At 61.8% G+C, this 21,358-nt stretch carries 36 protein-coding genes and 1 pseudogene; 4 read left to right on the forward strand and 33 right to left on the reverse strand.

The genetic code is table 11. The annotated features are described in order from the left end of the window. The first annotated feature begins 70 nt into the window (after positions 1-70). Positions 71-391, forward strand: a complete 321-nt coding sequence (locus Q0X62_RS07040) for a DUF1244 domain-containing protein (RefSeq protein ID WP_297733261.1) — start codon at positions 71-73, stop codon at positions 389-391. Positions 392-413: 22 nt separating this feature from the next. On the opposite strand, the gene Q0X62_RS07045 is transcribed toward Q0X62_RS07040, so the two are convergent. Next, positions 414-1,406: an RluA family pseudouridine synthase gene (locus Q0X62_RS07045; RefSeq protein WP_297733264.1), complete on the reverse strand. Its 993-nt coding sequence runs from the start codon at positions 1,404-1,406 to the stop codon at positions 414-416. Further along, on the reverse strand, positions 1,403-1,786 hold the full coding sequence (crcB, locus tag Q0X62_RS07050; RefSeq protein ID WP_297733266.1) for a fluoride efflux transporter CrcB: 384 nt from the start codon (positions 1,784-1,786) through the stop codon (positions 1,403-1,405). The genes Q0X62_RS07045 and crcB overlap by 4 nt, the downstream gene beginning before the upstream one ends. Positions 1,787-2,337: 551 nt before the next feature. On the opposite strand from crcB, the gene Q0X62_RS07055 reads away from it, so the two are divergent. Continuing rightward, entirely contained in the window at positions 2,338-3,057 is a 720-nt protein-coding gene (locus tag Q0X62_RS07055) for a DUF6624 domain-containing protein (protein ID WP_297733269.1), read from the forward strand. A gap of 3 nt (positions 3,058-3,060) precedes the next feature. Here the strand turns inward: Q0X62_RS07055 and Q0X62_RS07060 are convergent, their stop codons facing one another. Both Q0X62_RS07060 and Q0X62_RS07065 read right to left on the reverse strand, forming a co-directional pair. Further along, a complete protein-coding gene (locus Q0X62_RS07060; protein ID WP_297733271.1) occupies positions 3,061-3,435 on the reverse strand; it encodes a hypothetical protein in 375 nt (124 codons plus the stop codon). Positions 3,436-3,503: 68 nt separating this feature from the next. Further along, positions 3,504-4,811 (reverse strand): replication-associated recombination protein A, encoded by a 1,308-nt coding sequence (locus Q0X62_RS07065; RefSeq protein ID WP_297733273.1) that lies wholly within the window; start codon positions 4,809-4,811, stop codon positions 3,504-3,506. A 79-nt stretch (positions 4,812-4,890) separates the two neighbouring features. Between Q0X62_RS07065 and Q0X62_RS07070 the strand changes: the two genes are divergently transcribed. Beyond that, on the forward strand, positions 4,891-5,349 hold the full coding sequence (locus tag Q0X62_RS07070; RefSeq protein WP_297733276.1) for a VOC family protein: 459 nt from the start codon (positions 4,891-4,893) through the stop codon (positions 5,347-5,349). Continuing rightward, a complete protein-coding gene (locus Q0X62_RS07075) occupies positions 5,346-5,786 on the forward strand; it encodes a VOC family protein (protein ID WP_297733279.1) in 441 nt (146 codons plus the stop codon). Before Q0X62_RS07070 ends, Q0X62_RS07075 begins: the two co-directional genes overlap by 4 nt. On the opposite strand, the gene Q0X62_RS07080 is transcribed toward Q0X62_RS07075, so the two are convergent. From Q0X62_RS07080 to tuf, 29 genes and pseudogenes are all read right to left on the reverse strand, one after another. Then, positions 5,783-7,186, reverse strand: a complete 1,404-nt coding sequence (locus Q0X62_RS07080) for a Do family serine endopeptidase (RefSeq protein WP_297733282.1) — start codon at positions 7,184-7,186, stop codon at positions 5,783-5,785. The genes Q0X62_RS07075 and Q0X62_RS07080 overlap by 4 nt on opposite strands. Before the next feature lie 89 nt (positions 7,187-7,275). Next, complete coding sequence (gene rplQ, locus Q0X62_RS07085; protein WP_297733285.1) at positions 7,276-7,698, reverse strand: 50S ribosomal protein L17; 423 nt, start codon at positions 7,696-7,698, stop codon at positions 7,276-7,278. Between the two features lie 44 nt (positions 7,699-7,742). After that, positions 7,743-8,762 (reverse strand): DNA-directed RNA polymerase subunit alpha, encoded by a 1,020-nt coding sequence (locus tag Q0X62_RS07090; protein WP_297733288.1) that lies wholly within the window; start codon positions 8,760-8,762, stop codon positions 7,743-7,745. A 74-nt stretch (positions 8,763-8,836) separates the two neighbouring features. Continuing rightward, positions 8,837-9,226, reverse strand: a complete 390-nt coding sequence (gene rpsK / locus Q0X62_RS07095) for a 30S ribosomal protein S11 (RefSeq protein ID WP_297733290.1) — start codon at positions 9,224-9,226, stop codon at positions 8,837-8,839. An 11-nt stretch (positions 9,227-9,237) separates the two neighbouring features. Continuing rightward, positions 9,238-9,606, reverse strand: a complete 369-nt coding sequence (gene rpsM, locus Q0X62_RS07100) for a 30S ribosomal protein S13 (RefSeq protein ID WP_291844495.1) — start codon at positions 9,604-9,606, stop codon at positions 9,238-9,240. Positions 9,607-9,750: 144 nt separating this feature from the next. Beyond that, entirely contained in the window at positions 9,751-10,317 is a 567-nt protein-coding gene (locus tag Q0X62_RS07105; RefSeq protein WP_297733293.1) for an adenylate kinase, read from the reverse strand. After that, positions 10,314-11,654 (reverse strand): preprotein translocase subunit SecY, encoded by a 1,341-nt coding sequence (secY, locus tag Q0X62_RS07110; RefSeq protein ID WP_366946114.1) that lies wholly within the window; start codon positions 11,652-11,654, stop codon positions 10,314-10,316. The genes Q0X62_RS07105 and secY overlap by 4 nt, the downstream gene beginning before the upstream one ends. Positions 11,655-11,687: 33 nt before the next feature. Further along, complete coding sequence (gene rplO / locus Q0X62_RS07115) at positions 11,688-12,167, reverse strand: 50S ribosomal protein L15 (protein WP_297733296.1); 480 nt, start codon at positions 12,165-12,167, stop codon at positions 11,688-11,690. Positions 12,168-12,207: 40 nt separating this feature from the next. Continuing rightward, a complete protein-coding gene (rpmD, locus tag Q0X62_RS07120) occupies positions 12,208-12,393 on the reverse strand; it encodes a 50S ribosomal protein L30 (protein WP_295691650.1) in 186 nt (61 codons plus the stop codon). Between the two features lie 12 nt (positions 12,394-12,405). Continuing rightward, positions 12,406-13,014, reverse strand: coding sequence for a 30S ribosomal protein S5 (gene rpsE / locus Q0X62_RS07125; RefSeq protein ID WP_295691648.1), 609 nt, complete (start codon positions 13,012-13,014; stop codon positions 12,406-12,408). 12 nt (positions 13,015-13,026) lie between these two features. Next, entirely contained in the window at positions 13,027-13,389 is a 363-nt protein-coding gene (gene rplR, locus Q0X62_RS07130) for a 50S ribosomal protein L18 (protein ID WP_297733299.1), read from the reverse strand. A gap of 8 nt (positions 13,390-13,397) precedes the next feature. Next, positions 13,398-13,931: a 50S ribosomal protein L6 gene (gene rplF / locus Q0X62_RS07135; protein WP_297733302.1), complete on the reverse strand. Its 534-nt coding sequence runs from the start codon at positions 13,929-13,931 to the stop codon at positions 13,398-13,400. Positions 13,932-13,943: 12 nt separating this feature from the next. Continuing rightward, positions 13,944-14,342 carry a 30S ribosomal protein S8 gene (rpsH, locus tag Q0X62_RS07140; protein WP_295691643.1) on the reverse strand — a complete coding sequence of 133 codons (399 nt, stop codon included), beginning with the start codon at positions 14,340-14,342 and terminating at the stop codon, positions 13,944-13,946. A gap of 16 nt (positions 14,343-14,358) precedes the next feature. Beyond that, a complete protein-coding gene (rpsN, locus tag Q0X62_RS07145) occupies positions 14,359-14,664 on the reverse strand; it encodes a 30S ribosomal protein S14 (RefSeq protein WP_297733307.1) in 306 nt (101 codons plus the stop codon). A 49-nt stretch (positions 14,665-14,713) separates the two neighbouring features. Further along, positions 14,714-15,274: a 50S ribosomal protein L5 gene (rplE, locus tag Q0X62_RS07150; protein WP_297733310.1), complete on the reverse strand. Its 561-nt coding sequence runs from the start codon at positions 15,272-15,274 to the stop codon at positions 14,714-14,716. Next, positions 15,267-15,581 carry a 50S ribosomal protein L24 gene (gene rplX, locus Q0X62_RS07155; RefSeq protein WP_297733313.1) on the reverse strand — a complete coding sequence of 105 codons (315 nt, stop codon included), beginning with the start codon at positions 15,579-15,581 and terminating at the stop codon, positions 15,267-15,269. Before rplX ends, rplE begins: the two co-directional genes overlap by 8 nt. Beyond that, positions 15,581-15,949 (reverse strand): 50S ribosomal protein L14, encoded by a 369-nt coding sequence (rplN, locus tag Q0X62_RS07160; protein ID WP_295691636.1) that lies wholly within the window; start codon positions 15,947-15,949, stop codon positions 15,581-15,583. Before rplN ends, rplX begins: the two co-directional genes overlap by 1 nt. Positions 15,950-15,990: 41 nt before the next feature. Continuing rightward, the gene (gene rpsQ, locus Q0X62_RS07165; protein ID WP_295691634.1) at positions 15,991-16,227 is read right to left on the reverse strand and encodes a 30S ribosomal protein S17; all 237 of its coding nucleotides are present in this window, start codon (positions 16,225-16,227) and stop codon (positions 15,991-15,993) included. 2 nt (positions 16,228-16,229) lie between these two features. Continuing rightward, positions 16,230-16,436 (reverse strand): 50S ribosomal protein L29, encoded by a 207-nt coding sequence (gene rpmC, locus Q0X62_RS07170; protein ID WP_297733318.1) that lies wholly within the window; start codon positions 16,434-16,436, stop codon positions 16,230-16,232. A gap of 13 nt (positions 16,437-16,449) precedes the next feature. Continuing rightward, a complete protein-coding gene (gene rplP / locus Q0X62_RS07175; protein WP_297733321.1) occupies positions 16,450-16,863 on the reverse strand; it encodes a 50S ribosomal protein L16 in 414 nt (137 codons plus the stop codon). 11 nt (positions 16,864-16,874) lie between these two features. Next, the gene (gene rpsC / locus Q0X62_RS07180) at positions 16,875-17,579 is read right to left on the reverse strand and encodes a 30S ribosomal protein S3 (RefSeq protein WP_297733323.1); all 705 of its coding nucleotides are present in this window, start codon (positions 17,577-17,579) and stop codon (positions 16,875-16,877) included. Beyond that, positions 17,579-17,959, reverse strand: a complete 381-nt coding sequence (rplV, locus tag Q0X62_RS07185) for a 50S ribosomal protein L22 (RefSeq protein WP_297733327.1) — start codon at positions 17,957-17,959, stop codon at positions 17,579-17,581. The genes rpsC and rplV overlap by 1 nt, the downstream gene beginning before the upstream one ends. Before the next feature lie 3 nt (positions 17,960-17,962). Next, complete coding sequence (gene rpsS, locus Q0X62_RS07190) at positions 17,963-18,241, reverse strand: 30S ribosomal protein S19 (protein ID WP_271185310.1); 279 nt, start codon at positions 18,239-18,241, stop codon at positions 17,963-17,965. A gap of 10 nt (positions 18,242-18,251) precedes the next feature. After that, positions 18,252-19,088, reverse strand: a complete 837-nt coding sequence (gene rplB / locus Q0X62_RS07195) for a 50S ribosomal protein L2 (protein ID WP_297733330.1) — start codon at positions 19,086-19,088, stop codon at positions 18,252-18,254. A gap of 1 nt (position 19,089) precedes the next feature. Next, the gene (locus tag Q0X62_RS07200) at positions 19,090-19,386 is read right to left on the reverse strand and encodes a 50S ribosomal protein L23 (protein WP_297733333.1); all 297 of its coding nucleotides are present in this window, start codon (positions 19,384-19,386) and stop codon (positions 19,090-19,092) included. A gap of 1 nt (position 19,387) precedes the next feature. After that, positions 19,388-20,023: a 50S ribosomal protein L4 gene (gene rplD / locus Q0X62_RS07205; RefSeq protein ID WP_297733354.1), complete on the reverse strand. Its 636-nt coding sequence runs from the start codon at positions 20,021-20,023 to the stop codon at positions 19,388-19,390. Next, positions 20,020-20,826: a 50S ribosomal protein L3 gene (gene rplC, locus Q0X62_RS07210; RefSeq protein ID WP_297733357.1), complete on the reverse strand. Its 807-nt coding sequence runs from the start codon at positions 20,824-20,826 to the stop codon at positions 20,020-20,022. The genes rplD and rplC overlap by 4 nt, the downstream gene beginning before the upstream one ends. A gap of 4 nt (positions 20,827-20,830) precedes the next feature. Continuing rightward, positions 20,831-21,145, reverse strand: coding sequence for a 30S ribosomal protein S10 (gene rpsJ / locus Q0X62_RS07215; RefSeq protein WP_011643734.1), 315 nt, complete (start codon positions 21,143-21,145; stop codon positions 20,831-20,833). An 82-nt stretch (positions 21,146-21,227) separates the two neighbouring features. Beyond that, positions 21,228-21,358: pseudogene (gene tuf / locus Q0X62_RS07220) on the reverse strand (elongation factor Tu); the annotation flags it as partial.

The following is a 21,358-nucleotide window of genomic DNA, read 5'->3' on the forward strand; positions in this document are numbered from 1 at the left end:
GCGCGGCTTGGCAAGCAGGCCCCGCCTCATGCTAGCTATGCGTCACAGGCCAAGCGGAGCACGCCCTTTCATGACCCTGCCGGAAAATATCACCGAGACTGAACGCACGGCGCTGGATGCCGCGGCCTTTCGCCGTCTCGTCGCGCATCTGGACGCTCACAAGGAGGTTCAGAATATCGATCTCATGCTGCTCGCCGATTTCTGTCGCAATTGTCTGGGCGATTGGTGGCGCGAAGCGGCCGCCGAGCGCGGTATCGACGTGACGAAGGACCAGGCCCGCGAGCGGGTCTATGGCATGCCGCCAGCCGATTGGAAGGCGCAATACCAGACCGAGACCAGCCCGGAGAAAATCGCTGCGTTCAAAGCGAAGCAGGTGCTGAAGAACGGCTGAACCAGGTCCGGCCCGCGCCAGCCTAGGCCAGATCCTCCTCGATATCCGCCTCGTTGATCTCCTTCACCGAGAAGCCGAGCGTGTCGTAAATCTTCTTCAACGCAGGCGGCAGATCGGCGGTCAGGACGAGCGACTTGCCGCCAGGGCGCGGCACCTCCAGGCGACGCGCATGCAGGCAGAGACGCCGCCCCAAATCCTCGGGCGCCGGTCGGTGACAGGTATATTTCTTGTCACCGAGAATGGCCGTGCCCATGGCGGCGAGATGGACGCGCAGCTGGTGTGTCCGGCCGGTAACGGGGCGCAGGGCGACCCAGGAGGCCTTCTGCCCGGCCTCACCGATCACGACATAGCGGGTCAGCGCGTGCAGGGCGCCATCATCGCCGTGACTGGCCGCGACCATGGTCTCGCGTTCACTGTCGACACCGACGGCGGCGGCCTTGCGCATGAAGCCCTTGATCTCCCCCATTTTGGGCTTGGGCACACCGATCGCGATTGCCCAATACGTCTTTCGGGTCTTGTGCGACTGGAAGGCCTTGGCGAGACGCGAGGTGGCCTTCGGGCCCTTGCCAACAATGAGGATGCCCGACGTGTCCTTGTCGAGCCGGTGCACCAGGCGCGGCCGGTCGAGGCCTTCACCGAAAGCGTCCAGAAGTCCGTCGAGATGGCGCGTGGTTTTTGAACCGCCCTGCACGGCGAGGCCCGCGGGCTTGTTGAAGGCGATCAATTCGTCATCCTCATAAATGACGAGTGATTTCACATAGGCGATGTCCTGGTCCGACAGCGTCGCCGACGGCGGCCGCTCGCCCGGCTCGGGCAGTGGCGGGACGCGGATTTCCTGGCCTTCATGGACCCGGCTATCGCCCTTCACCCGCCCCCCGTCGACCCGGATTTGCCCCTTGCGGCACAATTTCTGGACCATGATCGCCGAGACGTGCGGAAAGCGGCGCTTGAACCAGCGGTCCACGCGCGATCCGTCTTCGGTGGCTTCAACCTTCAGGGTCTGAACGCCGCTCATGCGAAGCCCTTCCGAATGATCCACAGCCCGACAAAGACGGCCGCGAGGGCCACAATGACCGAGCTCGCCGCATAGCCAAAGGCCGGCAGGAGCGCCTTGCGCTCGACCATGTTCGCCATCTCCAGAGAGAAGGCAGAAAACGTCGTGAAGCCGCCGAGAAAGCCGACGGCGCCGAACAGGCGGATATATTGCTGGTCGGCGCGGTCCGTCGCGGCAAGCCAGCCGATCAGCAAGCCCATCATGAGGCCGCCCGCGATATTGACCGCGAACGTGCCCCAGACCTGCTCCGGCCCGAACCAGCGAAAGGTGAGCCGGCCGACCTGGTAGCGTGACACGGCACCGAGTGCGCCCCCGGCGCCAACGAGAAGATAATGGATCATTCCGGCTCGATAGGGTCATGCGACCCGCTTGGCAAGCATCGACACCGGTCTGTCCGGCGCATTAACGCCACCCTAACCAATCCTTAATTTCATTTCATATGCCGTAACCCATGCATTTATGCAAGGGTGGTTTGGTGTAATGTCAATTGTGTGACGGCGCTAAGTCCTTATTTACCAACGTGCGAACCGGGAAGGCCCGGCCGCCAAGAAGATAAGGATCTCCCCCATGATGAACCGCGTTTCGAACTCCCTCTCGACCGTGATCAACGTACTTTTCGTGGCCGGTGTGTTTGGTGCCATGACGATTGCCCTGACCGGCACTCTTGCTTAGGTCGAACCTGTCCCAAAAGGGTTCAACCAGAGCGGCATCCGATCGGCACCGGCGACACGCCCCACAGTCCCCCGTCCCGATCGCACCCGTCCCCAAATGAAAGCGGCAGTCTTCCCCAGGACTGCCGCTTTTGTTTTGCCTGACCGTCTTCTTGCCACCGAGCGCCTTGGATACGCCACACGCCACGCTAGACTGCCTGACAGCTTCAGGGAGTCGCCTCATGTCTGTATTCATTCTGGCCGCCATGCTTGTCCTGCAGGACGCCGGGGCCCAGCCGCCGGTTGAGGATGCGACACCGACGTCAGACCCCGGAGTTATCGCTGAAGCCCAACCCGCCCTTCCCACTGACGCGCCGACACTGATCGCAGAGTTTGATAGCGCCTATGAGCAATGGGGCGACCTCGTCGCGGAGATGGCGGCGCGCAAGGCACGCGACCGATATATCCGGCAATTGCTCCTGTCGCGGATTTCCCGCACCGATCTCGACGCCGGCGCGCGCCCGGAAATAATCGCAGAAACATCGGATACCTTCGCCGCGGTCGATGGCGACAATACGGAATGGGCAATCGGCCTGCTAGATGCGTATGACTTTGCCGCGCTCAATGCCGCCATGCCATCGCTGGCAAGTGACATCGCGGCGTTGGTCCAGCACGGCGACCTCGCCGCCCAACAACGATTGCTGACTCTCGTGGAACCACTCGCACTGGCGGGTGAGTTCAACGGGCAGCGCTATGCCCTGCTCTATGACCGGGTGGCCTTGGCAGAGGGTCGACCACAGCGCTACGGGTCTCAGTTTCGCTGCGAAGACGGCGAACAGGTCTATCCGCCGCTGGAGGATCCAGAAACGGTTGACGCAATGAGAGCCGAGCTCGGTATGGAGCCACTCGCCACGTATCGCGAAACCAGTACGGCGTTTTACGGGTCGAGCTGCTCAAACTAGCCCTCAGCCCTTCGCGCGCAGGCTCAGCACCAGCATCAACGCCGCGGACACGATCGCCAATACGGCGCCTATCCCCAACAATGGTCCCACAGTCGCTCTCTCGGCCAGCTGCCCATACATCAGATAGAGTGACGGGATCATCACCAGCACGGCGACATGGTGCAGTGCGACCTGGGCCCAGGCCAGCAATCCGCTGCCCAGCCGGAACACCCGATAGAGAATGGCCCACAGGATGGGCAGGACACCGCCTAGCAGCATCATGTGGGCATGGGTCGGCATTTGGGTGTGATCGCCCGAGCGTCCCATGTGCTCACCCAGCAGCATGCCGATGATGAGCCAGATGAGGCCAAGCGTCAGGTGAATGCGTTCCGGTTTCATGTGAACTCCCCCCAGAGTTGGTCAGGCCGGGAGAATTCTGCGTTCTGCGTCGCTTGGCAAGGTTCGCATTATGAGCGCCGGCGATCTCGAACCTGCCGCCAGCGTGCCAATCGCTCGCCAATCGCCGCTTCGCGGCCGCTGTCGCGCGGCTCGTAGAAAACCGGGCGGTCGGGCATGTCGTCCGGGAAATAGTCCTGCCCGGAGACGCCGCCTTCCGCGTCATGATCATACTCATAGCCCTTGCCATAGCCCTGGTCCTTCATCAGGGCGGTCGGGGCGTTGAGGATGTGCGCCGGGGGCATGAGGGAGCCCGTCGCCTTCGCGGCCTTCCTGGCCCGTTTGTAGGCGACGTAGACAGCATTCGACTTGGCGGCCGTCGCCAGATGCACGACGGCATGGGCCAGGGCCAGCTCGCCCTCCGGTGAGCCGAGGCGTTCATAGGTCCGGGCCGCCTCATTGGCGATCATCAAGCCGGTCGGATCGGCCAGGCCGATATCCTCGGACGCCATGCGCACCAGGCGGCGCGCCAGAAAGAGCGGATCCTCGCCGCCTTCCAGCATGCGGGCAAACCAGTAGAGCGCGGCATCGGGGTCTGAGCCGCGAATGGATTTGTGCAGGGCCGAGATGAGATTGTAGTGCTCCTCTCGGTCCTTGTCGTAGGCCGTGGCCCGCTTGTTGAGCAGAACAGACAGGTCATCGGCGCTGACCTCGGTCTCCGGGTCGAAGGTGAAAACCTCCTCGACCAGATTGAGCATGTAGCGGCCATCCCCATCCGCCATCGAACGCAAGGCGGCCCGGGCCTCGCTGTCGAGCGGCAGCTTGCGATCCATTTCGGCTTCGGCACGCTGCATCAGGAGGTCCAGCCCGTCATCATCGAGCCGTTTGAGGACCAGGACCTGACAGCGCGACAGGAGAGCGGCATTGAGCTCGAAGGACGGGTTCTCGGTGGTCGCCCCCACCAAAGTCACAGTCCCCTCCTCCACCACCGGCAGAAAGCCATCCTGCTGGGCGCGGTTGAAGCGGTGGATCTCGTCAACGAAGAGCAGCGTGCCTCGCCCCTGCTGGCGACGGGCGCGCGCACGCTCAAAGGCCTTCTTGAGATCGGCGACACCGGAGAAGACGGCCGAGAGCGGCTCGAATTCCAGGTCACTGTCCTCGGCGAGCAGGCGGGCAATCGTTGTCTTACCGACACCGGGCGGTCCCCACAGGATCAGGGAGGCCAGACGCCCCTGGGCGCGCATGCGGGCAATCGGCCCCTTCCCGGCCAGAAGATGGCCTTGGCCAACAACCTCTTCCAGGGTCTGAGGCCGCAATCGGTCGGCCAGGGGGCGCGGGGCGTCGGCATCGAGGCCGGCAGCTTCAAACAGGCTTGTCATGGTTGCGGAGCCTAGGCGTGTTCGCGGTTACGCAGAAGAGCGGGCGTGATAGACTTGCAGCCCAGCGAGGGAGGCTGAGATGAACGATCCAGCAACACTGGGACAGCCCGCCAATGACCACCAGGGTCCGCCCATGGCCAGCGGAGTCACACCGCACCTGACGACGAAGGACGCCCAGGCGGCCATCCGCTTCTACGAAGCGGCCTTCGGCGCCGAGCTCGCCTTCTGCCAGATGGCCGAGGACAATAAGCGCATCATGCACGCCCATCTTCTCATCAATGGCGGATCAGTCTTTCTGCATGATGATTTCCCGGAATATCGCGGTGGCAGTCCGGCGCCGACGCCCGCGGGCATGGCGCTCCACATGCAGGTGGCAGATGTTGATGTCTGGTGGGCCCGCGCCGTTGAAGCCGGAGCCGAGATTCTGATGCCGCTCGAGGACATGTTCTGGGGGGATCGCTATGGCCAACTGAAGGACAAGTGGGGCTATGTCTGGAGCCTCGCTTCGTCTGCCAACACATCCGGAGAGACGGCATGACCGACGACACCTACGCCCCGCCAAGCTCGGGTGTGGCGCCCTATCTGAGTGTACGGGACGGTGGCGCCGCCATCGATTTCTACATGCGCGCCTTCGCAGCTCAGCTGCTCGAACGCTATGATTTCGAGGGCAAGCTCGGCCACGCTACGCTGCAGATCAATGAGGGCATCGTCATGCTGGCGGACGAATTCCCCGAGCATGAGGCGATGATCGGCAATGTCGCCCCGGCCAGCCTGGGCAATCGCACGACCTTCACCCTCAATCTCTATGTCACCGATGCCGACAGCTGGTACGACCGGGCCATCGCGGCCGGTGCAGAGGAAGTCCGCGCCTGCCGCGATGAATTCTTCGGGCGCCACGGCAAGGTGCGCGACCCGTTCGGCCATGTCTGGAGCTTCGTCGCACTGAAACCGCACGACGCGCCCGCTGCGGCCTAGTAGAGACGCACCGAGGTCTCGAAGCGCTGCCCGCGCCGCTCCACCACCAGCGGCCAGACCTGTTCGCCGTCATACCGGACAAGAATCTCGGAGACATCATCGATCGAGGTGACGGGAAGCCCCATCAATTCGATCAGCCGGTCACCGGGACGGAAGCCGAAACGGCCAGCCACTGAGCGTCGCCCGACGCCGCTGACAACGATCCCGCCCTGGAAGGGATCCAGGCCGACGCGCTCATTGAAAGCCGGTGAGAGCGTGACCAGCGCGGCGCCCGACAACGGATTACGCCCTGCGACCTCAAACGGCGCCGGATCAGAAATGCCCGGTGCCGGCTGGACCGCGACCTCGAGCGTCATTTCCTCACCATCGCGCAGGATCGTGAAGACGGCATCATCACCCGCGGCCCGCGTCGCCAGGCGAAAGCGCGCACCGGCCTGATTGTTCACAGGCTGCCCATCGATCGCCAGCACGATATCACCCTGCATCAGGCCGGCATCATCCGCGGCTGCCAGCGGGTAGATCTCATTGACCAATGCGCCGCGCGGGCGATTGAGGCCAAAGGCATCGGCGATGTCACTGTCGACCGGCTGCAGGCGGGCGCCCAGCCAGGGCCGGATCAGCTCGCCCTCGCTCATCGCGGTATCAACAACGCGCGAAACCATCTCCACCGGAATGGCGAAGCCGATCCCGTTCGAACCGCCCGAACGCGAGAAGATCATCGTGTTCACGCCGACCAGCTCGCCGTCCATATCAACAAGCGCCCCGCCGGAATTGCCCGGATTGATCGCCGCATCGGTCTGGATGAAAGAGGCATAATCGGTCTGGCCGACATCGGTGCGCGCCAGAGCGGACACGATTCCGGATGTGACGGTCTGGCCAACGCCGAAGGGGTTGCCGATGGCCAGGACGAGATCGCCGACCTCGATATCACCGGTCCGGTCAAACGGCAGGACGGGGAGCGGTTCGTCTGTATGGACCCGAAGCACGGCCAGGTCGGTCGCCTCGTCGGTGAGCAGGATTTCGGCCTCGAATTCGCGGCGGTCCGCCAGCACGACGCGCAATTCGGTCGCTCCGGCGACGACGTGATTATTGGTCACGATGACTCCGGACGCATCCACGATCACACCGGAGCCCAACGAGTTCTGCTCGCGCGGCTGGCTGCGGAACATGCGCGAGAAAAACGGGTCATTGGCAAAGGGGTGCTGGTTATTGACCACGCGTCGCGAGAAGACATTCACAACGGCCGGGGTGACTTCGCGCACGAGCGGCGCAAAAGACATCTGCATCTCGGCCCGGCTTTCCGGGATGACCCGATCATCCGCGGCACCGGCAAGGTCGATCTCCTGGGCGGCGGCTGGCGCGGCCGCGAGGAGGCAGGCAAGGAAGACGTGTCTGATCATGATTCCCATATAGGCTGGATTACGGGCACGAAAAAGGCGGCCCTGCTGAAGCAAAGCCGCCTTTCCCTGAACTTTTGCTGACTGGAATCTTACTCCTCAGTCATACCCTGTTCCGCTTCGACGCGGGCGCGATCAGCTGCGCCCTTTGCCGACGGGTCGCGGTCAACCAGCTCGATGACCGCCATCGGGGCGTTGTCACCATGACGGAAACCGGCCTTGAGCACGCGGGTGTAACCACCATCGCGCTCGGAATAGCGGCTGCCGAGCGTGTCGAACAGCTTCTTGACCTGGCCCTCATCACGGACCTTGGACATCGCCTGGCGGCGGCCATGGACGTCGCCGCGCTTGGCGAGCGTGATGAGCTTGTCCACGAACGGGGCCAGTTCCTTGGCTTTCGGCAAGGTGGTGACGATCTGTTCGTGCTCGATCAGCGAGGCAGCCATATTGGCCAGCATCGCCTTGCGGTGCGAATGGGTGCGGTTAAGCTTGCGGTGTGCGATGCCGTGACGCATGACTATTTCTCCTCAGTCCGGTTCAGGCGCCTCCCGGCGGCTGCCTAGACGTGATCCTCAAAACGTTTGGCGAGATCTTCGATGTTCTCCGGCGGCCAGTTCGGCGCTTCCATGCCAAGATGGAGACCCATCTGGGCGAGAACTTCCTTGATCTCATTAAGCGACTTGCGTCCGAAATTCGGGGTACGGAGCATCTCCGCCTCGGACTTCTGGATCAGGTCGCCGATGTAGACGATATTGTCGTTCTTCAGGCAGTTCGCCGAACGCACGGACAGCTCCAGCTCGTCGACCTTGCGCAGCAGCGCCGGGTTGAAGTCGAGCTCGGGCTTGTCGTCCTCGGCCGGACGCGCCTCGACGGCTTCCTCGAAATTGATGAAGATCTGGAACTGGTCCTGGAGGATGCGCGCGGCGAAGGCCACCGAATCTTCCGGGGTGACGGTTCCGTCCGTCTCAACTTCAAGCGTCAGCTTGTCATAATCGAGAACCTGGCCCTCACGGGTGTTCTCGACCTTGTAGGACACGCGCTTGACCGGGCTGTAGAGCGCATCAACGCCGATCAGACCGATCGGGGCATCTTCCGGGCGATTACGCTCGGACGGGACATAGCCCTTGCCGGTATTGATGGTGAACTCCATGCGGATTTCCGCACCCTCGTCCAGCGTGCACAGGGCAAGATCCTTGTTGATGATCTCGACATCCGCACTTTCCTCGATATCGCCAGCGGTGACGATGCCGGGGCCGGACTTCTTGAGCACGACGCGCTTGGGGCCCTCGCCATGCATGCGCAGGGCGATCTGCTTGATGTTCAGCACGATGTCGGTGACGTCTTCACGCACGCCGTCGATCGACGAAAACTCGTGGACGACGCCGTCAATGTGAACATTGGTCACCGCCGCGCCCTGAAGCGAGGACAGCAGCACACGACGCAGCGCATTGCCCAGCGTCATGCCGAAGCCACGCTCCAGCGGCTCGGCGACAATCTTGGCTTGGCGCGCGGGATCGTGTCCCGGTTCGATTTCCGGCTTCATCGGGCGGATGAGTTCTTGCCAGTTCTTCTCGATCACGTTCTTACTGCCCCTTCATCAGCCGCACGGTAGACACCGCCGGCGCGTTCAACAGGCGAAATGCGAGCCGCGTACTAGACGCGACGGCGCTTCGGCGGACGGCAACCGTTGTGCGGGATCGGTGTGACGTCCTGGATGGTGGTGATGGTGAAACCCACCGACTGCAACGCACGCAGCGCGCTTTCGCGCCCCGAACCCGGACCGGAGACCTTCACTTCGATGGTCTTCATGCCGTGTTCAATCGCCTTCTTGCCGGCATCTTCAGCAGCCATCTGGGCGGCATAAGGGGTCGACTTGCGCGAACCCTTGAAGCCCATGTGACCGGCGGAGGACCAGGAAATTGCATTTCCCTGGGCGTCCGTGATGGTCACCATGGTGTTGTTGAAGCTGGCACTCACGTGGGCGACACCCGACGTGATGTTCTTGCGTTCACGCCGCTTCACGCGGCCTGTTTCCTTAGCCATTGGTCAGGGCCCTACTTTTTCTTGCCGGCAATCGGCTTGGCGGGACCTTTGCGCGTACGCGCATTGGTGTGAGTGCGCTGGCCACGGACAGGCAGGCCACGACGGTGGCGCAGGCCACGGTAGTTGCCCAGGTCCATGAGGCGCTTGATGTTCACAGCCACGTCACGGCGCAGATCCCCTTCCACCATGTGATCACGATCGATCACTTCGCGGATTTGCAGGACTTCTGCATCCGTCAGCTCACTGACACGACGCTCGGGCGTGATGGAAACCTGCTCGCAGATCTCCTTCGCCTTGGCCGGGCCAATGCCGTGGATGTAGCGAAGCGCGATCTCTACGCGCTTATTCGTCGGAATATTGACGCCGGCAATACGGGCCACTTTCCATCTCCCAAATTCTGAACGCCATTCACGGACGACCCAACAGGCAACCTTTCGGTCGCCGCATCAGCTCGCCCGTTTCGCGAAGGGCGCTATCTACAGTCAGCGTTGCCACCCCGTCAATGGGGTTGCAACAGGTGCGTATCACTTCTCTTCGAGCGCTGCAGCAATTCCCGCTGCAACCTCGTCCATGGATCCCATGCCGGGGACTTCCCGCATCTTGCCCGATTGAGCATAGAACGGGATCAGCGGCGCGGTCTGATCCTGGTAGTTCTTCAGTCGTACTTTGAACGCGTCGATATTGTCATCGGCCCGCCCCTCTTCCGCCGCACGCTTTTCCATACGTGCGACCAATTCCTTGTCATCCACCAGCAGGCGAACAACCGCATCAACCTTCGAGCCGCGCTTTGCCAGCGCCGCATCAAGGGCTTCAGCCTGGGCAACCGTGCGCGGGAAACCGTCAAAGATGGCACCGCCGGCCGCCTCGGCCTCCGGCAGTCTTTCCTCAATCAGCTCAATCACGATCTCGTCGGATACCAGATTGCCGGCATCCATGATCGCGGAGACACGCTGCCCCAATTCTGTTCCGGCAGCCTTGGCTTCACGCAACATGTCTCCGGTGGAGAGCTGCACCCAGCCGCGCTCGCTGACGAGACGCTTGGATTGGGTGCCCTTGCCGCAGCCTGGCGGTCCGAACAGGATAATGTTCATCGTTTGCGTCCCCGCAGTTTCGACTTCTTGATCAAGCCCTCATACTGGTGTGCCAGCAGGTGGGACTGGATCTGGGAAACCGTGTCCATTGTCACTGACACGACGATCAGCAGGGAGGTGCCGCCGAGAGCCGTTTGCGGGCTCAGGAGCATGGGCACCATGCAGATCAGTGTCAGGTACAGCGCTCCAACCAGGGTCAGGCGGGACAGGACGTAGTCGATATATTCAGCGGTCCGCTTGCCCGGACGGATGCCGGGCAGAAAACCACCATACTTCCGCAGATTTTCGGCAGTGTCCTCAGGATTGAAGACGACCGAGGTGTAGAAGAAGCAGAAGAAGATGATCATGGCCGCATAAAGCAGCATGAAGAGCGGCGCGCCCGGCCCGAGATAGGCCACCATCGTCTGCAGCCAATCCGGTCCGGTCTGGGACTGGAAGCTCGCAGCCGTGGCCGGCAGCAGCAGCAGGGAAGAGGCGAAGATCGGCGGAATGACGCCGGCCGTGTTCAGCTTGAGCGGCAGGAAGGAGGTGTCGCCCCCGACCATGCGATTGCCCTGCTGACGTTTCGGATACTGGACCAGGAGGCGGCGCTGCGAGCGCTCGACGAAGACCACGAGGGCCAGGCCGATCAGGATCAGCGCGCCACCGACCAGAAGCACCGTGCCATTACCGGTGGACGAAGCCTGGGACAACGCCCCGCCGATGACCCCCGGTACCGCCGAGATAATGCCGGCGAAGATGATCAGCGAAACGCCATTGCCGACACCGCGTGCGGTGATCTGCTCACCCAGCCACAGAAGCAGCATGGTGGCCCCCACCAGGGTAATCACGGTCGAGGCAATGAAGAAGGGACCGGGGTTCAGGGCCAGCGCCACACCGTCACTATTGGGCGTATTCATGCCCATGGCGATGGCAAAGGCCTGACCGGTTGCCAGGACCACCGTCAGATAACGGGTATACTGGTTGATTTGCTGACGTCCCTGCTCGCCACCTTCCTTCTTCAGCTTTTCAAGGCTGGGAATGGTGGCTGACATCAACTGCATGATGATCGAGGCCGAGATGTACGGCATCACATTGAGCACGAAAATCGCCATGCGTTCGACGGCACCGCCGCCAAGCATGTTGAACATGGACAGGATACCCTGCCCCTGCCCGCCCAGTGAATCGAACACACGGGCATACTGCTCCGGATCGATCCCCGGAATCGGCACGAAAGTACCGATCCGGTAGACAACCAGGATCCCGATCGTGAACAGGATGCGTTGCTGCAGCTCCTTCGCTTTCGCGAAGGAGCTAAAGTTCATGTTCGCAGCAAGCTGTTCGGCAGCTGAAGCCATGAAGACGTCCTTAAAAGGTCGGCGTTAAGTCGCTTATTCCGCGGCGTCGTCAGCCACGGCGGTGAGGGTCACCTTGCCACCGGCCTTCTCGACCGCAGCAATCGCAGTCTTGGAGGCACCGGCAATGGTGATCTCTACTTTGGACTTCAGCTCGCCCTTCGCAAGGAGGCGGATGCCGTCCAGCGCACGACGGACCAGGCCCGCCGCGATCAGGACATCGGCGTCGATCGGCTTTTTCGCGTCGATCTTGCCTTCAGCAATCGCCTTCTCGAGACGGCCGAGATTCACTTCTGCCCATGCCTTGCGGTTCGGCTTGTTGAAGCCCCGCTTCGGCAGACGCATGTGAAGCGGCATCTGACCGCCTTCGAAACCCTTGATGGCCACACCCGAACGGGATTTCTGGCCCTTGACGCCACGGCCGCCAGTCTTGCCCTTGCCGGAACCGATACCACGGCCGACGCGGGTGCGGAGCTTGGCAGCACCGTCATTGTCGCGCAGTTCATTGAGACGCATGTCGTTCTCCATTCGATGGAGCGGTTTCCCTCGTGGGGACCTACTCCTCGACGATTTCCACCATGTGGCTGACCTTGGCAATCATGCCGCGGACAGACGGTGTATCTTCCAGCTCGCGCTCGCGACCGATCTTGTTGAGACCGAGGCCGACAAGCGTGGCGCGCTGATCTTTGGGGCGGCGAATGGCGCTGCCCGTCTGGCGCACGCGGATCGTGGTTTTGGCCATTATATCCGGTCCTTACGCTTCGATCGCTTCCGGCGAAGACGCGCCGTCATCACGGCGGTTCACCAGATCACCAACCTTCAGACCACGCTTGGCAGCAACCGAGCGCGGGCTCGACTGCGACTTCAGCGCGTCCATTGTGGCGCGGATCATGTTGTACGGGTTGGACGTGCCAACCGACTTGGCGACCACGTCCTGGATCCCGAGGGTTTCCAGCACAGCGCGCATCGGACCACCGGCGATGACGCCGGTACCCGGAGGCGCTGCCCGCAGGACGACCTTGCCGGCACCGTGACGGCCCTTGCCGTCATGGTGCAGGGTCCGGCCTTCGCGAAGCGGCACGCGGATCATGTTTTTCTTGGCTTCGTCGGTGGCCTTGCGGATGGCTTCCGGCACTTCGCGTGCCTTGCCCTGTCCGAAGCCGACGCGGCCTTTGGTGTCACCGACGACGACGAGGGCTGCGAACTGGAAGTTCCGGCCACCCTTCACCGTCTTGGCGACGCGGTTGATGTGGACGAGCTTGTCGACAAGTTCGTCATCGCGTTCCTGGTCGCGGTCCCGGCCACGGCCGCGGCCGCGGCCACGATCGCCGCGGTCACCGCGCTGCTCGTTCTGATGAGCCATACGTCCGCTCCCTTAGAAGTTCAGGCCGCCCTCGCGGGCCGCCTCTGCGAGCGCTTTGACACGCCCGTGAAAGATGTAACCGCCACGGTCGAAGACGACGTCCTTGACGCCTTCCTTGACTGCGCGCTCGGCGATCAGCTTGCCGACGATCCCGGCAGCCTTCGTGTCGCAACCCTTGCCATGCTCTTTTTGAGCGGCTTCCTCGAGGGAAGAGGCGGCGACGATCGTCTTGCCCGACACATCGTCGATGAGCTGGGCATAGATGTTCTTCGAAGACCGGTAGACCGACAGCCGCGGACGGCCGTTGGCGAACTTGCGCAGACGGATCCGGGTGCGCTGGGCGCGGCGGACCGATTTTTCGCGTTGAGTTTTCATCGCTCGCCCTACTTCTTCTTGCCTTCTTTGCGGCGGATATACTCGCCGACATATTTGATGCCCTTGCCCTTGTAGGGCTCCGGCGGACGGAAGCGGCGGATCTCGGCGGCCACCTGGCCAACGCGCTGCTTGTCAGCGCCCGTGATCTTCACCTCGGTCGGCTTGCCGACGGCGATGGTGATGCCTTCCGGTGCGTCATAGACGACGTCATGCGACAGGCCGAGCGACAGCTTCAGGGACGTACCCTGCATCTGCGCGCGGTAACCAACGCCCACCAGTTCGAGATTTTTCTCGTAACCAGCCGAGACACCCTGGACCAGATTGGCGACCAGGGCACGTTGCATGCCCCACATCGCGCGGGCCTTCTTGGTCTCGTCGCGCGGCTTGATGACAATGCCATCTTCGCCCTGCTCGACATTCACCTCGTCAACAAAGGTCATGGACAGTTCGCCCTTGGGACCCTTGACGGTCAGATCCGAGTCCGTGAGCGTCGCAGTGACGCCGCCGGGAACGGCGACCGGGAGTTTACCGATACGTGACATTGGTTCGCTCCCTTAGCTGACGTGACAGAGGATCTCGCCGCCCACATTGGACTCACGAGCAGTCGAATCCGACATCACGCCCTTGGGCGTGGAGAGGATTGCGATGCCGAGGCCATTCTGGACGAGCGGAAGATCCTTGACGCCGGAATAGACGCGGCGGCCCGGCTTGGAGATACGCTTGATCTCCGAAATCACCGAGTCACCTTCGAAATACTTCAGTTCGATCTCGAACTCTTTCAGGCCGGTCGGCATTTCAACTTCCGCATAATCGCGGATGTAGCCTTCCGACTTGAGGACGTCGAGCACGCGGCGGCGCAGGGCCGAGGCCGGCGTGTTGACGTTCCGCTTGTTGCGCATGAGCGCATTGCGGATACGGGTCAGCATATCGCCGAGAGGATCGTTCACAGACATGTCCTGGTCTCCTCTCTTACCAGCTCGACTTGACCATGCCCGGGATCATTCCCTGGCTGGCCAGATCACGCAGCGCGATACGCGACATGCGGAGCTTGCGATAGAATGCGCGCGGACGGCCGGTGATCTCACACCGGTTCCGGATACGCGTGACTGCAGAATTGCGCGGCAGTTCAGCCAGCTTCAGCTGAGCAGCAAAACGCTCCTCAACCGGCAATTCCTTGTTACGTGCGATCGACTTGAGCTGTTCACGCTTGGCCGCATAACGCTTGGCCAGGCGCGCACGTTTCAAGTTGCGCTCGATTGCGGAAGTTTTCGCCATTTAAGTCCTCCTGCGTGCAAAGCCCGAACGGCTTTGCTCTCCTGCTGCGTTAGTTCGTAAAGGGGAAATCGAACTCGGCCAGCAGGGCCTTCGCTTCCTCATCATTGTCGGCGGTGGTGCAGACAACGATATCCATACCCCGGATTTTCTCGACCTTGTCGTAGTCGATTTCCGGGAACACGATATGTTCCTTGAGACCCATCGCGTAATTGCCGCGACCATCGAAGCTCTTACCATTGAGCCCACGGAAGTCACGCACACGCGGCAGGGCGATCGTGATCAGGCGATCCAGGAATTCGTACATACGATCCTGGCGCAGGGTCACTTTCGCGCCGATCACCTGCTCCTCACGGAGCTTGAAGCCCGCGATGGACTTCTTGGCGACCGTCTTGACCGGCTTCTGGCCGGAAATGGCTTCGAGGTCTTCCAGGGCACCCTTGATCTTCTTGGAGTCCTGGGAGGCCTCACCAACACCCATATTGATCACGATCTTGTCGAGACGCGGGATCTGCAGGTCGTTGGCATAACCGAATTTTTCCTTCATCGCCGCACGAATTGCTTCGTTATACTTGGCGCGAAGACGCGGTGTGTAGGTGGCGGTATCAGACATCGATAACCTCGCCCGAGCTCTTGGCGACGCGCACTTTCTTGCCGTCTTCAGTCTTGAAGCCGACACGTGTCGCCTCGCCGGTTTTCGGATCAGCCACAGCCACGTTCGACACGTGGATGGAGGCTTCCTTTTCCTTGATGCCGCCCTGGTCGGTCTGCGTCGCGCGGGTGTGGCGCTTAACCACATTCACGCCGGACACAATGACACGATCCTCGGTCGGCAGCACCTTGGTGACTTCGCCGGTCTTGCCTTTGTCACGGCCGGCGAGAATGACGACTTTGTCGCCCTTCTTGATCTTGGCAGCCATTACAGCACCTCCGGCGCCAGCGACACGATCTTCATGTGGTTCTTGCCACGCAGTTCGCGCGGAACCGGCCCGAAGATACGCGTGCCGAGCGGCTCGTTATTGTTGTTGATAATCACAGCCGCGTTGCCATCGAAGCGAATGACGGAACCGTCCTTGCGCTTGATGTCCTTGGCCACGCGAACGACGACGGCCTTGCGGACATCACCCTTCTTCACGCGACCACGCGGGATAGCTTCCTTGACCGAGACGACAATGATGTCGCCGACGTGGGCATAGCGACGCTTGGCACCGCCGAGCACCTTGATGCACTGCACACGGCGGGCGCCAGAATTGTCAGCCACGTCCAGATTGGTTTGCATCTGGATCATCGCAGATCCTCCTTAGGAAAGGATGGGTCTCCTTGTCGGGCCTAGGCCGCGACCGGGACCACCTCCCACCGCTTCAGTTTCGACTTGGGTGCACATTCCTGAATCTGGACCTGGTCACCCACCTTGAACGCATTGGCTTCGTCATGCGCGTGGTAACGCTTGGTGCGGCGGACCGTCTTGCGCAGCAGCGGGTGGAGGAAAGTCCGTTCCACACGCACCACGATGGTCTTGGCACCTTTGTCACTCACTACGACGCCTTGCAGGATACGCTTCGGCATCGCTAGCTCCCTTGCTCTACGTGCGATTTACGCTCGGTCTGGACCGTCTGGATACGCGCGATATCGCGGCGGATCTGGCCATAGCGAGCGGTGTTTTCCATCTGGCCGGAGGCCTGCTGGAACCGCAGCTTGAATTGTTCTTCCTTCAGCTTCAGGAGCGTGTCCTTCAGCTGATCTTCGGTCATGGCGCGAACGTCAACGGGTTTCATCGTTGTGTTCTCCCTATTCGCCCAAACGGGCGACGATTTTGGTCTTGACCGGCAGCTTTGCCGCGCCCAGCTCGAGAGCTTCGCGCGCAACATTTTCGGGAACACCGTCGATCTCGAACATGATGCGGCCAGGTTTGACCTTGCACGCCCAAAACTCGGGCGAGCCCTTACCTTTACCCATCCGGACTTCGGTCGGTTTCTTGGAAACCGGTACGTCCGGGAAGATGCGGATCCACACGCGACCTGCACGCTTCATGTGGCGAGTAATCGCCCGACGCGTGGCTTCGATCTGACGCGCGGTAACGCGTTCCGGCTGGAGCGCCTTGAGGCCGTAGGAGCCGAAGTTCAGCGTATAGCCACCCTTCGCAGCACCCTTGATACGGCCTTTGTGCGCCTTGCGGAATTTCGTGCGTTTCGGTTGCAGCATGGCTGATTTCCTTACGCGGCTTGGCGGCCCGAACGGGCGCGCTGCTCACCCGACTCCTGGAGACGACGCTCCTGGGCATTCGGGTCATGTTCCATGATCTCGCCTTTGTAAATCCAGACCTTGATACCGATGATACCCATCGCGGTCTTGGCTTCGGCGGTTCCGTAATCGATGTCGGCGCGCAGCGTATGAAGCGGCACGGAGCCCTCATTATACTGCTCGGTACGGGCAATTTCCGCACCGCCGAGACGACCACCGCAGACGATCTTGCAGCCCTTGGCGCCCATGCGCATCGCCGACTGCATCGAGCGCTTCATTGCGCGGCGGAAAGCCACACGACGCTCGAGCTGCTGGGCGATGGACTCGGCGACCAGGGTCGCGTCGATTTCCGGCTTGCGCACTTCAACGAGGTTCAGGAAAACCTCGCCGTCGACCATTTTCGACAACTCCTTGCGGAGAGTCTCGATGTCCGAACCCTTCTTGCCGATCACCACACCCGGACGAGCCGTGTGGACGGTGACGCGGCACTTCTTGTGCGGGCGCTCGATGACGATCTTCGACACGCTGGCATTCTTCAGACGCTGCTTGAGCATCTTCCGGATCTTGATGTCCTCGTGGAGCAGCTTGGCGTATTCACCAGCGCCGGCATACCAACGGGACTCCCAGGTGCGGTTGACGCCGAGGCGCAGACCGATCGGATTGACTTTCTGACCCATCAGGCGGCCTCCTCGACTTCGCGCACCACGATGGTGAGCTCGGAAAACGGCTTCAGGATCTTGGCGCCGCGACCGCGTGCCCGAGCCCGAAAGCGTTTCATGACCAGGTTCTTGCCGACAAAGGCTTCCGACACGACAAGGCTGTCGATGTCGAGGCCGTGATTATTCTCGGCATTGGCAATCGCGGACTCGAGGGTCTTCTTGACTTCCTTGGAGATCCGCTTGCGCGAAAATTCCAGATCGGCCAGGGCACGCTCGACCTTTTTGCCGCGGATGAGCGCAGCAACAAGGTTCAGCTTTTGCGGGCTGGTGCGGATCATCCGCAGCTTGGCGCGCGCTTCATTGTCAGCGACGCGACGGGGATTGGCAGACTGTCCCATCGCTTATCTCCGCTTGGCTTTTTTATCCGCAGCGTGACCGTAATAGGTCCGCGACGGGGCGAATTCACCGAGCTTGTGGCCGACCATGTCTTCGGTCACGAGCACAGGCACGAACTTGTTGCCGTTGTGAACCTGGAAGGTCAGGCCCACGAATTGCGGCATGATGGTAGAACGGCGCGACCAGGTCTTGATCGCTTGCTTGCGTCCGCCCTCGTGCGACTTTTCCGCTTTTTTCAGCAGATAGCCGTCGACGAACGGACCTTTCCAGACAGAGCGAGGCATCGTCTGCTCCCTATCGCTTCTTGCGCTCGTGGCGCGAGCGGATGATGAACTTGTCGGTCGACTTGTTCTTGCGCGTCTTGGCACCCTTGGTCGGCTTGCCCCACGGGGTCACCGGATGGCGACCACCAGAGGTGCGGCCTTCACCACCACCATGCGGGTGGTCGACCGGGTTCATGACAACGCCGCGAACAGACGGACGCTTGCCGAGATGGCGATTGCGACCGGCCTTGCCGAGGTTGATGTTGAGGTGGTCCGGGTTGGAAACCGCACCGACCGTCGCCATGCACTTGTCCGAGACCATGCGCAGTTCGCCAGATGCCAGACGGATCTGGGCGTAGCCGGCATCGCGGCCGACCAGCTGCACATAGGCACCGGCGGAACGAGCGATCTGACCACCCTTCTCCGGCTTCATCTCGACATTGTGAAGGATCGTACCAACCGGCACGGCCTTCAGCGGCATGGCATTGCCCGGCTTCACATCGGCCTTGGCAGACGCGATTACCGTGTCGCCTTCGGAAAGGCGCTGCGGAGCCAGGATATAGGCCTTTTCGCCGTCCTCATACTTGATGAGGGCGATGAAAGCCGTCCGGTTCGGATCATATTCCAGGCGCTCGACGGTCGCGGGCATGTCCCACTTGCGACGCTTGAAATCGACCAGGCGATAAAGACGCTTCGCGCCACCGCCACGCCGGCGGGCCGTGATGCGACCCATATTATTGCGCCCACCGCTCTTGGTGAGGCCTTCGACCAGTGTTTTCTCAGGGCGTCCCTTGTGCAGGGCGGAACGATCCACCAGCACGAGGGCACGGCGGCCCGGAGAGGTCGGTTTGAATGTTTTCAACGCCATCTTACAGACCCGTCGTCACGTCGATCGAGTGACCCTCTTCGAGAGTCACGACCGCTTTCTTCTGGTCATTGCGGCGACCGGGCACACCCCGGAAGCGCTTGCTCTTTCCGTGAACCTTGGTGGTGTTCACAGCCGTCACCTTCACCTTGAAGAGCTTCTCGACCGCATCAGCGATCTCGGCCTTGTTGGCGGAGAGCGGCACGAAGAAGACCACCTTGTTCTCTTCCGAGAGCAGGGTCGACTTTTCGGTGATCACCGGGCTCAGGATCGTGTCGTAATGGTGCGCAGCAGCCGACATCTTATGCCTCCTTCGCGCTGAGGCGGGCGTGGATCTGTTCCACGGCAGCCTTCGTCAGCACCAGGGTGTCGCGACGCAGCACGTCATAGACGTTGAGACCCTGGGCGGGCAGCACGTCAATGCACGGCAGGTTGCGAGCCGCCTTGGCAAAATTCTCGTTTACTTCGGCGCCCGAGATGACCAGGGCATTGGAAATGCCCAGACCTTCAAAGGACGTGCGAAGCGCCTTGGTCTGCGGGGCGTCGAGTGCAGCATCGTCGATGACGATGAGCGACTTGGCGCCGAGCTTGGCCGACAGCGCATGGCGCAGGCCAAGCGCGCGGACCTTCTTGGGAAGCTCGTGAGCATGGCTGCGGACGCGCGGACCGTGTGCCTTGCCGCCGCCAACGAATTGCGGAGCGGACCGGGCACCGTGACGGGCCCCGCCGCCGCCTTTCTGGCGACCGAACTTCTTCTTCGTGCGGGCAATCTCGGAGCGGCCGAGCGTTTTGTGCGTGCCTTGCTGGCGGGCTGCCAGCTGCCACTTCACAACGCGCTGCAGGAGGTCGGAGCGCACCTCTTCAATGCCGAAGACGGCATCGTCGAGATCGATGGCACCGGCGTCCTTCGCCGCGAGGGTTTTGACCTCGATCTTCATGCTTGCGTTCCTTCTTCACCGTCAGCCGCAGCTTCCGGGGCCGCGTTGTCGGCGTCAGCCGGAGCAGCCTCATTCCCAACCACTTCGGTCGGCGCCGGCGCGTTCAGCTCGTCCAGCGTACGGAACTTGCCCGGAACCGGGAGTTCAGCATCGCCATGACCCTTGACCGCGTCGCGAAGCTCGACCCAGCCGCCAGCTGATCCGGGAACGGCGCCCTTGACCAGGACAATGCCGCGCTCGACGTCAACACGAACGACTTCGATATTCTGCGTGGTCACGCGGACAGCGCCCATGTGACCGGCCATTTTCTTGCCCTTGAAGACCTTGCCCGGATCCTGACACTGGCCGGTCGAACCATGCGAACGGTGCGAGATTGACACACCGTGCGTGGCTCGAAGGCCGCCAAAACCGTGGCGCTTCATGGCCCCTGCAAAACCCTTACCGATCGAGATGCCGGCAACATCCACTTTCTGCCCGGGGACGAAATGGTCCGCGGTCAGCTCGGAGCCGACTTCAATCAGCGCGTCTTCGGCGACGCGGAATTCGACCATCTTGCGCTTGGGCGCAACCTTGGCCTTGGCGAAGTGACCGCGCAGCGCCTTCGGCGTCCGCTTGGCCTTGGCTTCCCCGGCACCCAGCTGGAGCGCCACATAGCCGTCCCGCTCAGCGGTCTTGTGAGACACGACCTGGACGTTGTCCATGTGCAGCACTGTGCAGGGCACGTGCGAGCCGTCTTCGGCGAAAATACGCGTCATGCCCAGCTTGCGGGCGATCACGCCTGTTCTGCGATCTTCCTGGCGCATAATCCTACGCTCCCAGCTTGATCTCGACGTCCACACCGGCCGACAGGTCGAGCTTCATCAGCGCGTCCACGGTTTGCGGGGTGGGGTCGACAATGTCGAGAAGGCGCTTGTGCGTCCGGATTTCGAACTGCTCGCGCGACTTCTTGTCGATGTGCGGCGAGCGCAGCACCGTGAATTTCTCGATGCGCGTCGGCAGCGGAATCGGGCCACGGACGTTGGCGCCCGTGCGCTTGGCTGTCGAAACGATCTCCCGGGTGGAATTATCCAGAACCCGGTGATCGAACGCCTTAAGGCGAATGCGGATGTTTTGACGTTCCATCAAACCGATCCCGTTTCTTAACTTTCAAAAAGAGCAAACCGGGGCGGCAGGTTCAGCCACCGCCCCGATCGGATTGCGTAGTCTATTCGATGATCTTTGACACGACGCCGGCGCCGACAGTGCGGCCACCTTCACGGATAGCGAAGCGGAGCTTCTCTTCCATGGCGATCGGTACGATCAGTTCGACATTCATTTCGATATTGTCGCCCGGCA

It is taken from the genome of uncultured Maricaulis sp. (assembly GCF_947259345.1).
Lineage (GTDB): Bacteria > Pseudomonadota > Alphaproteobacteria > Caulobacterales > Maricaulaceae > Maricaulis.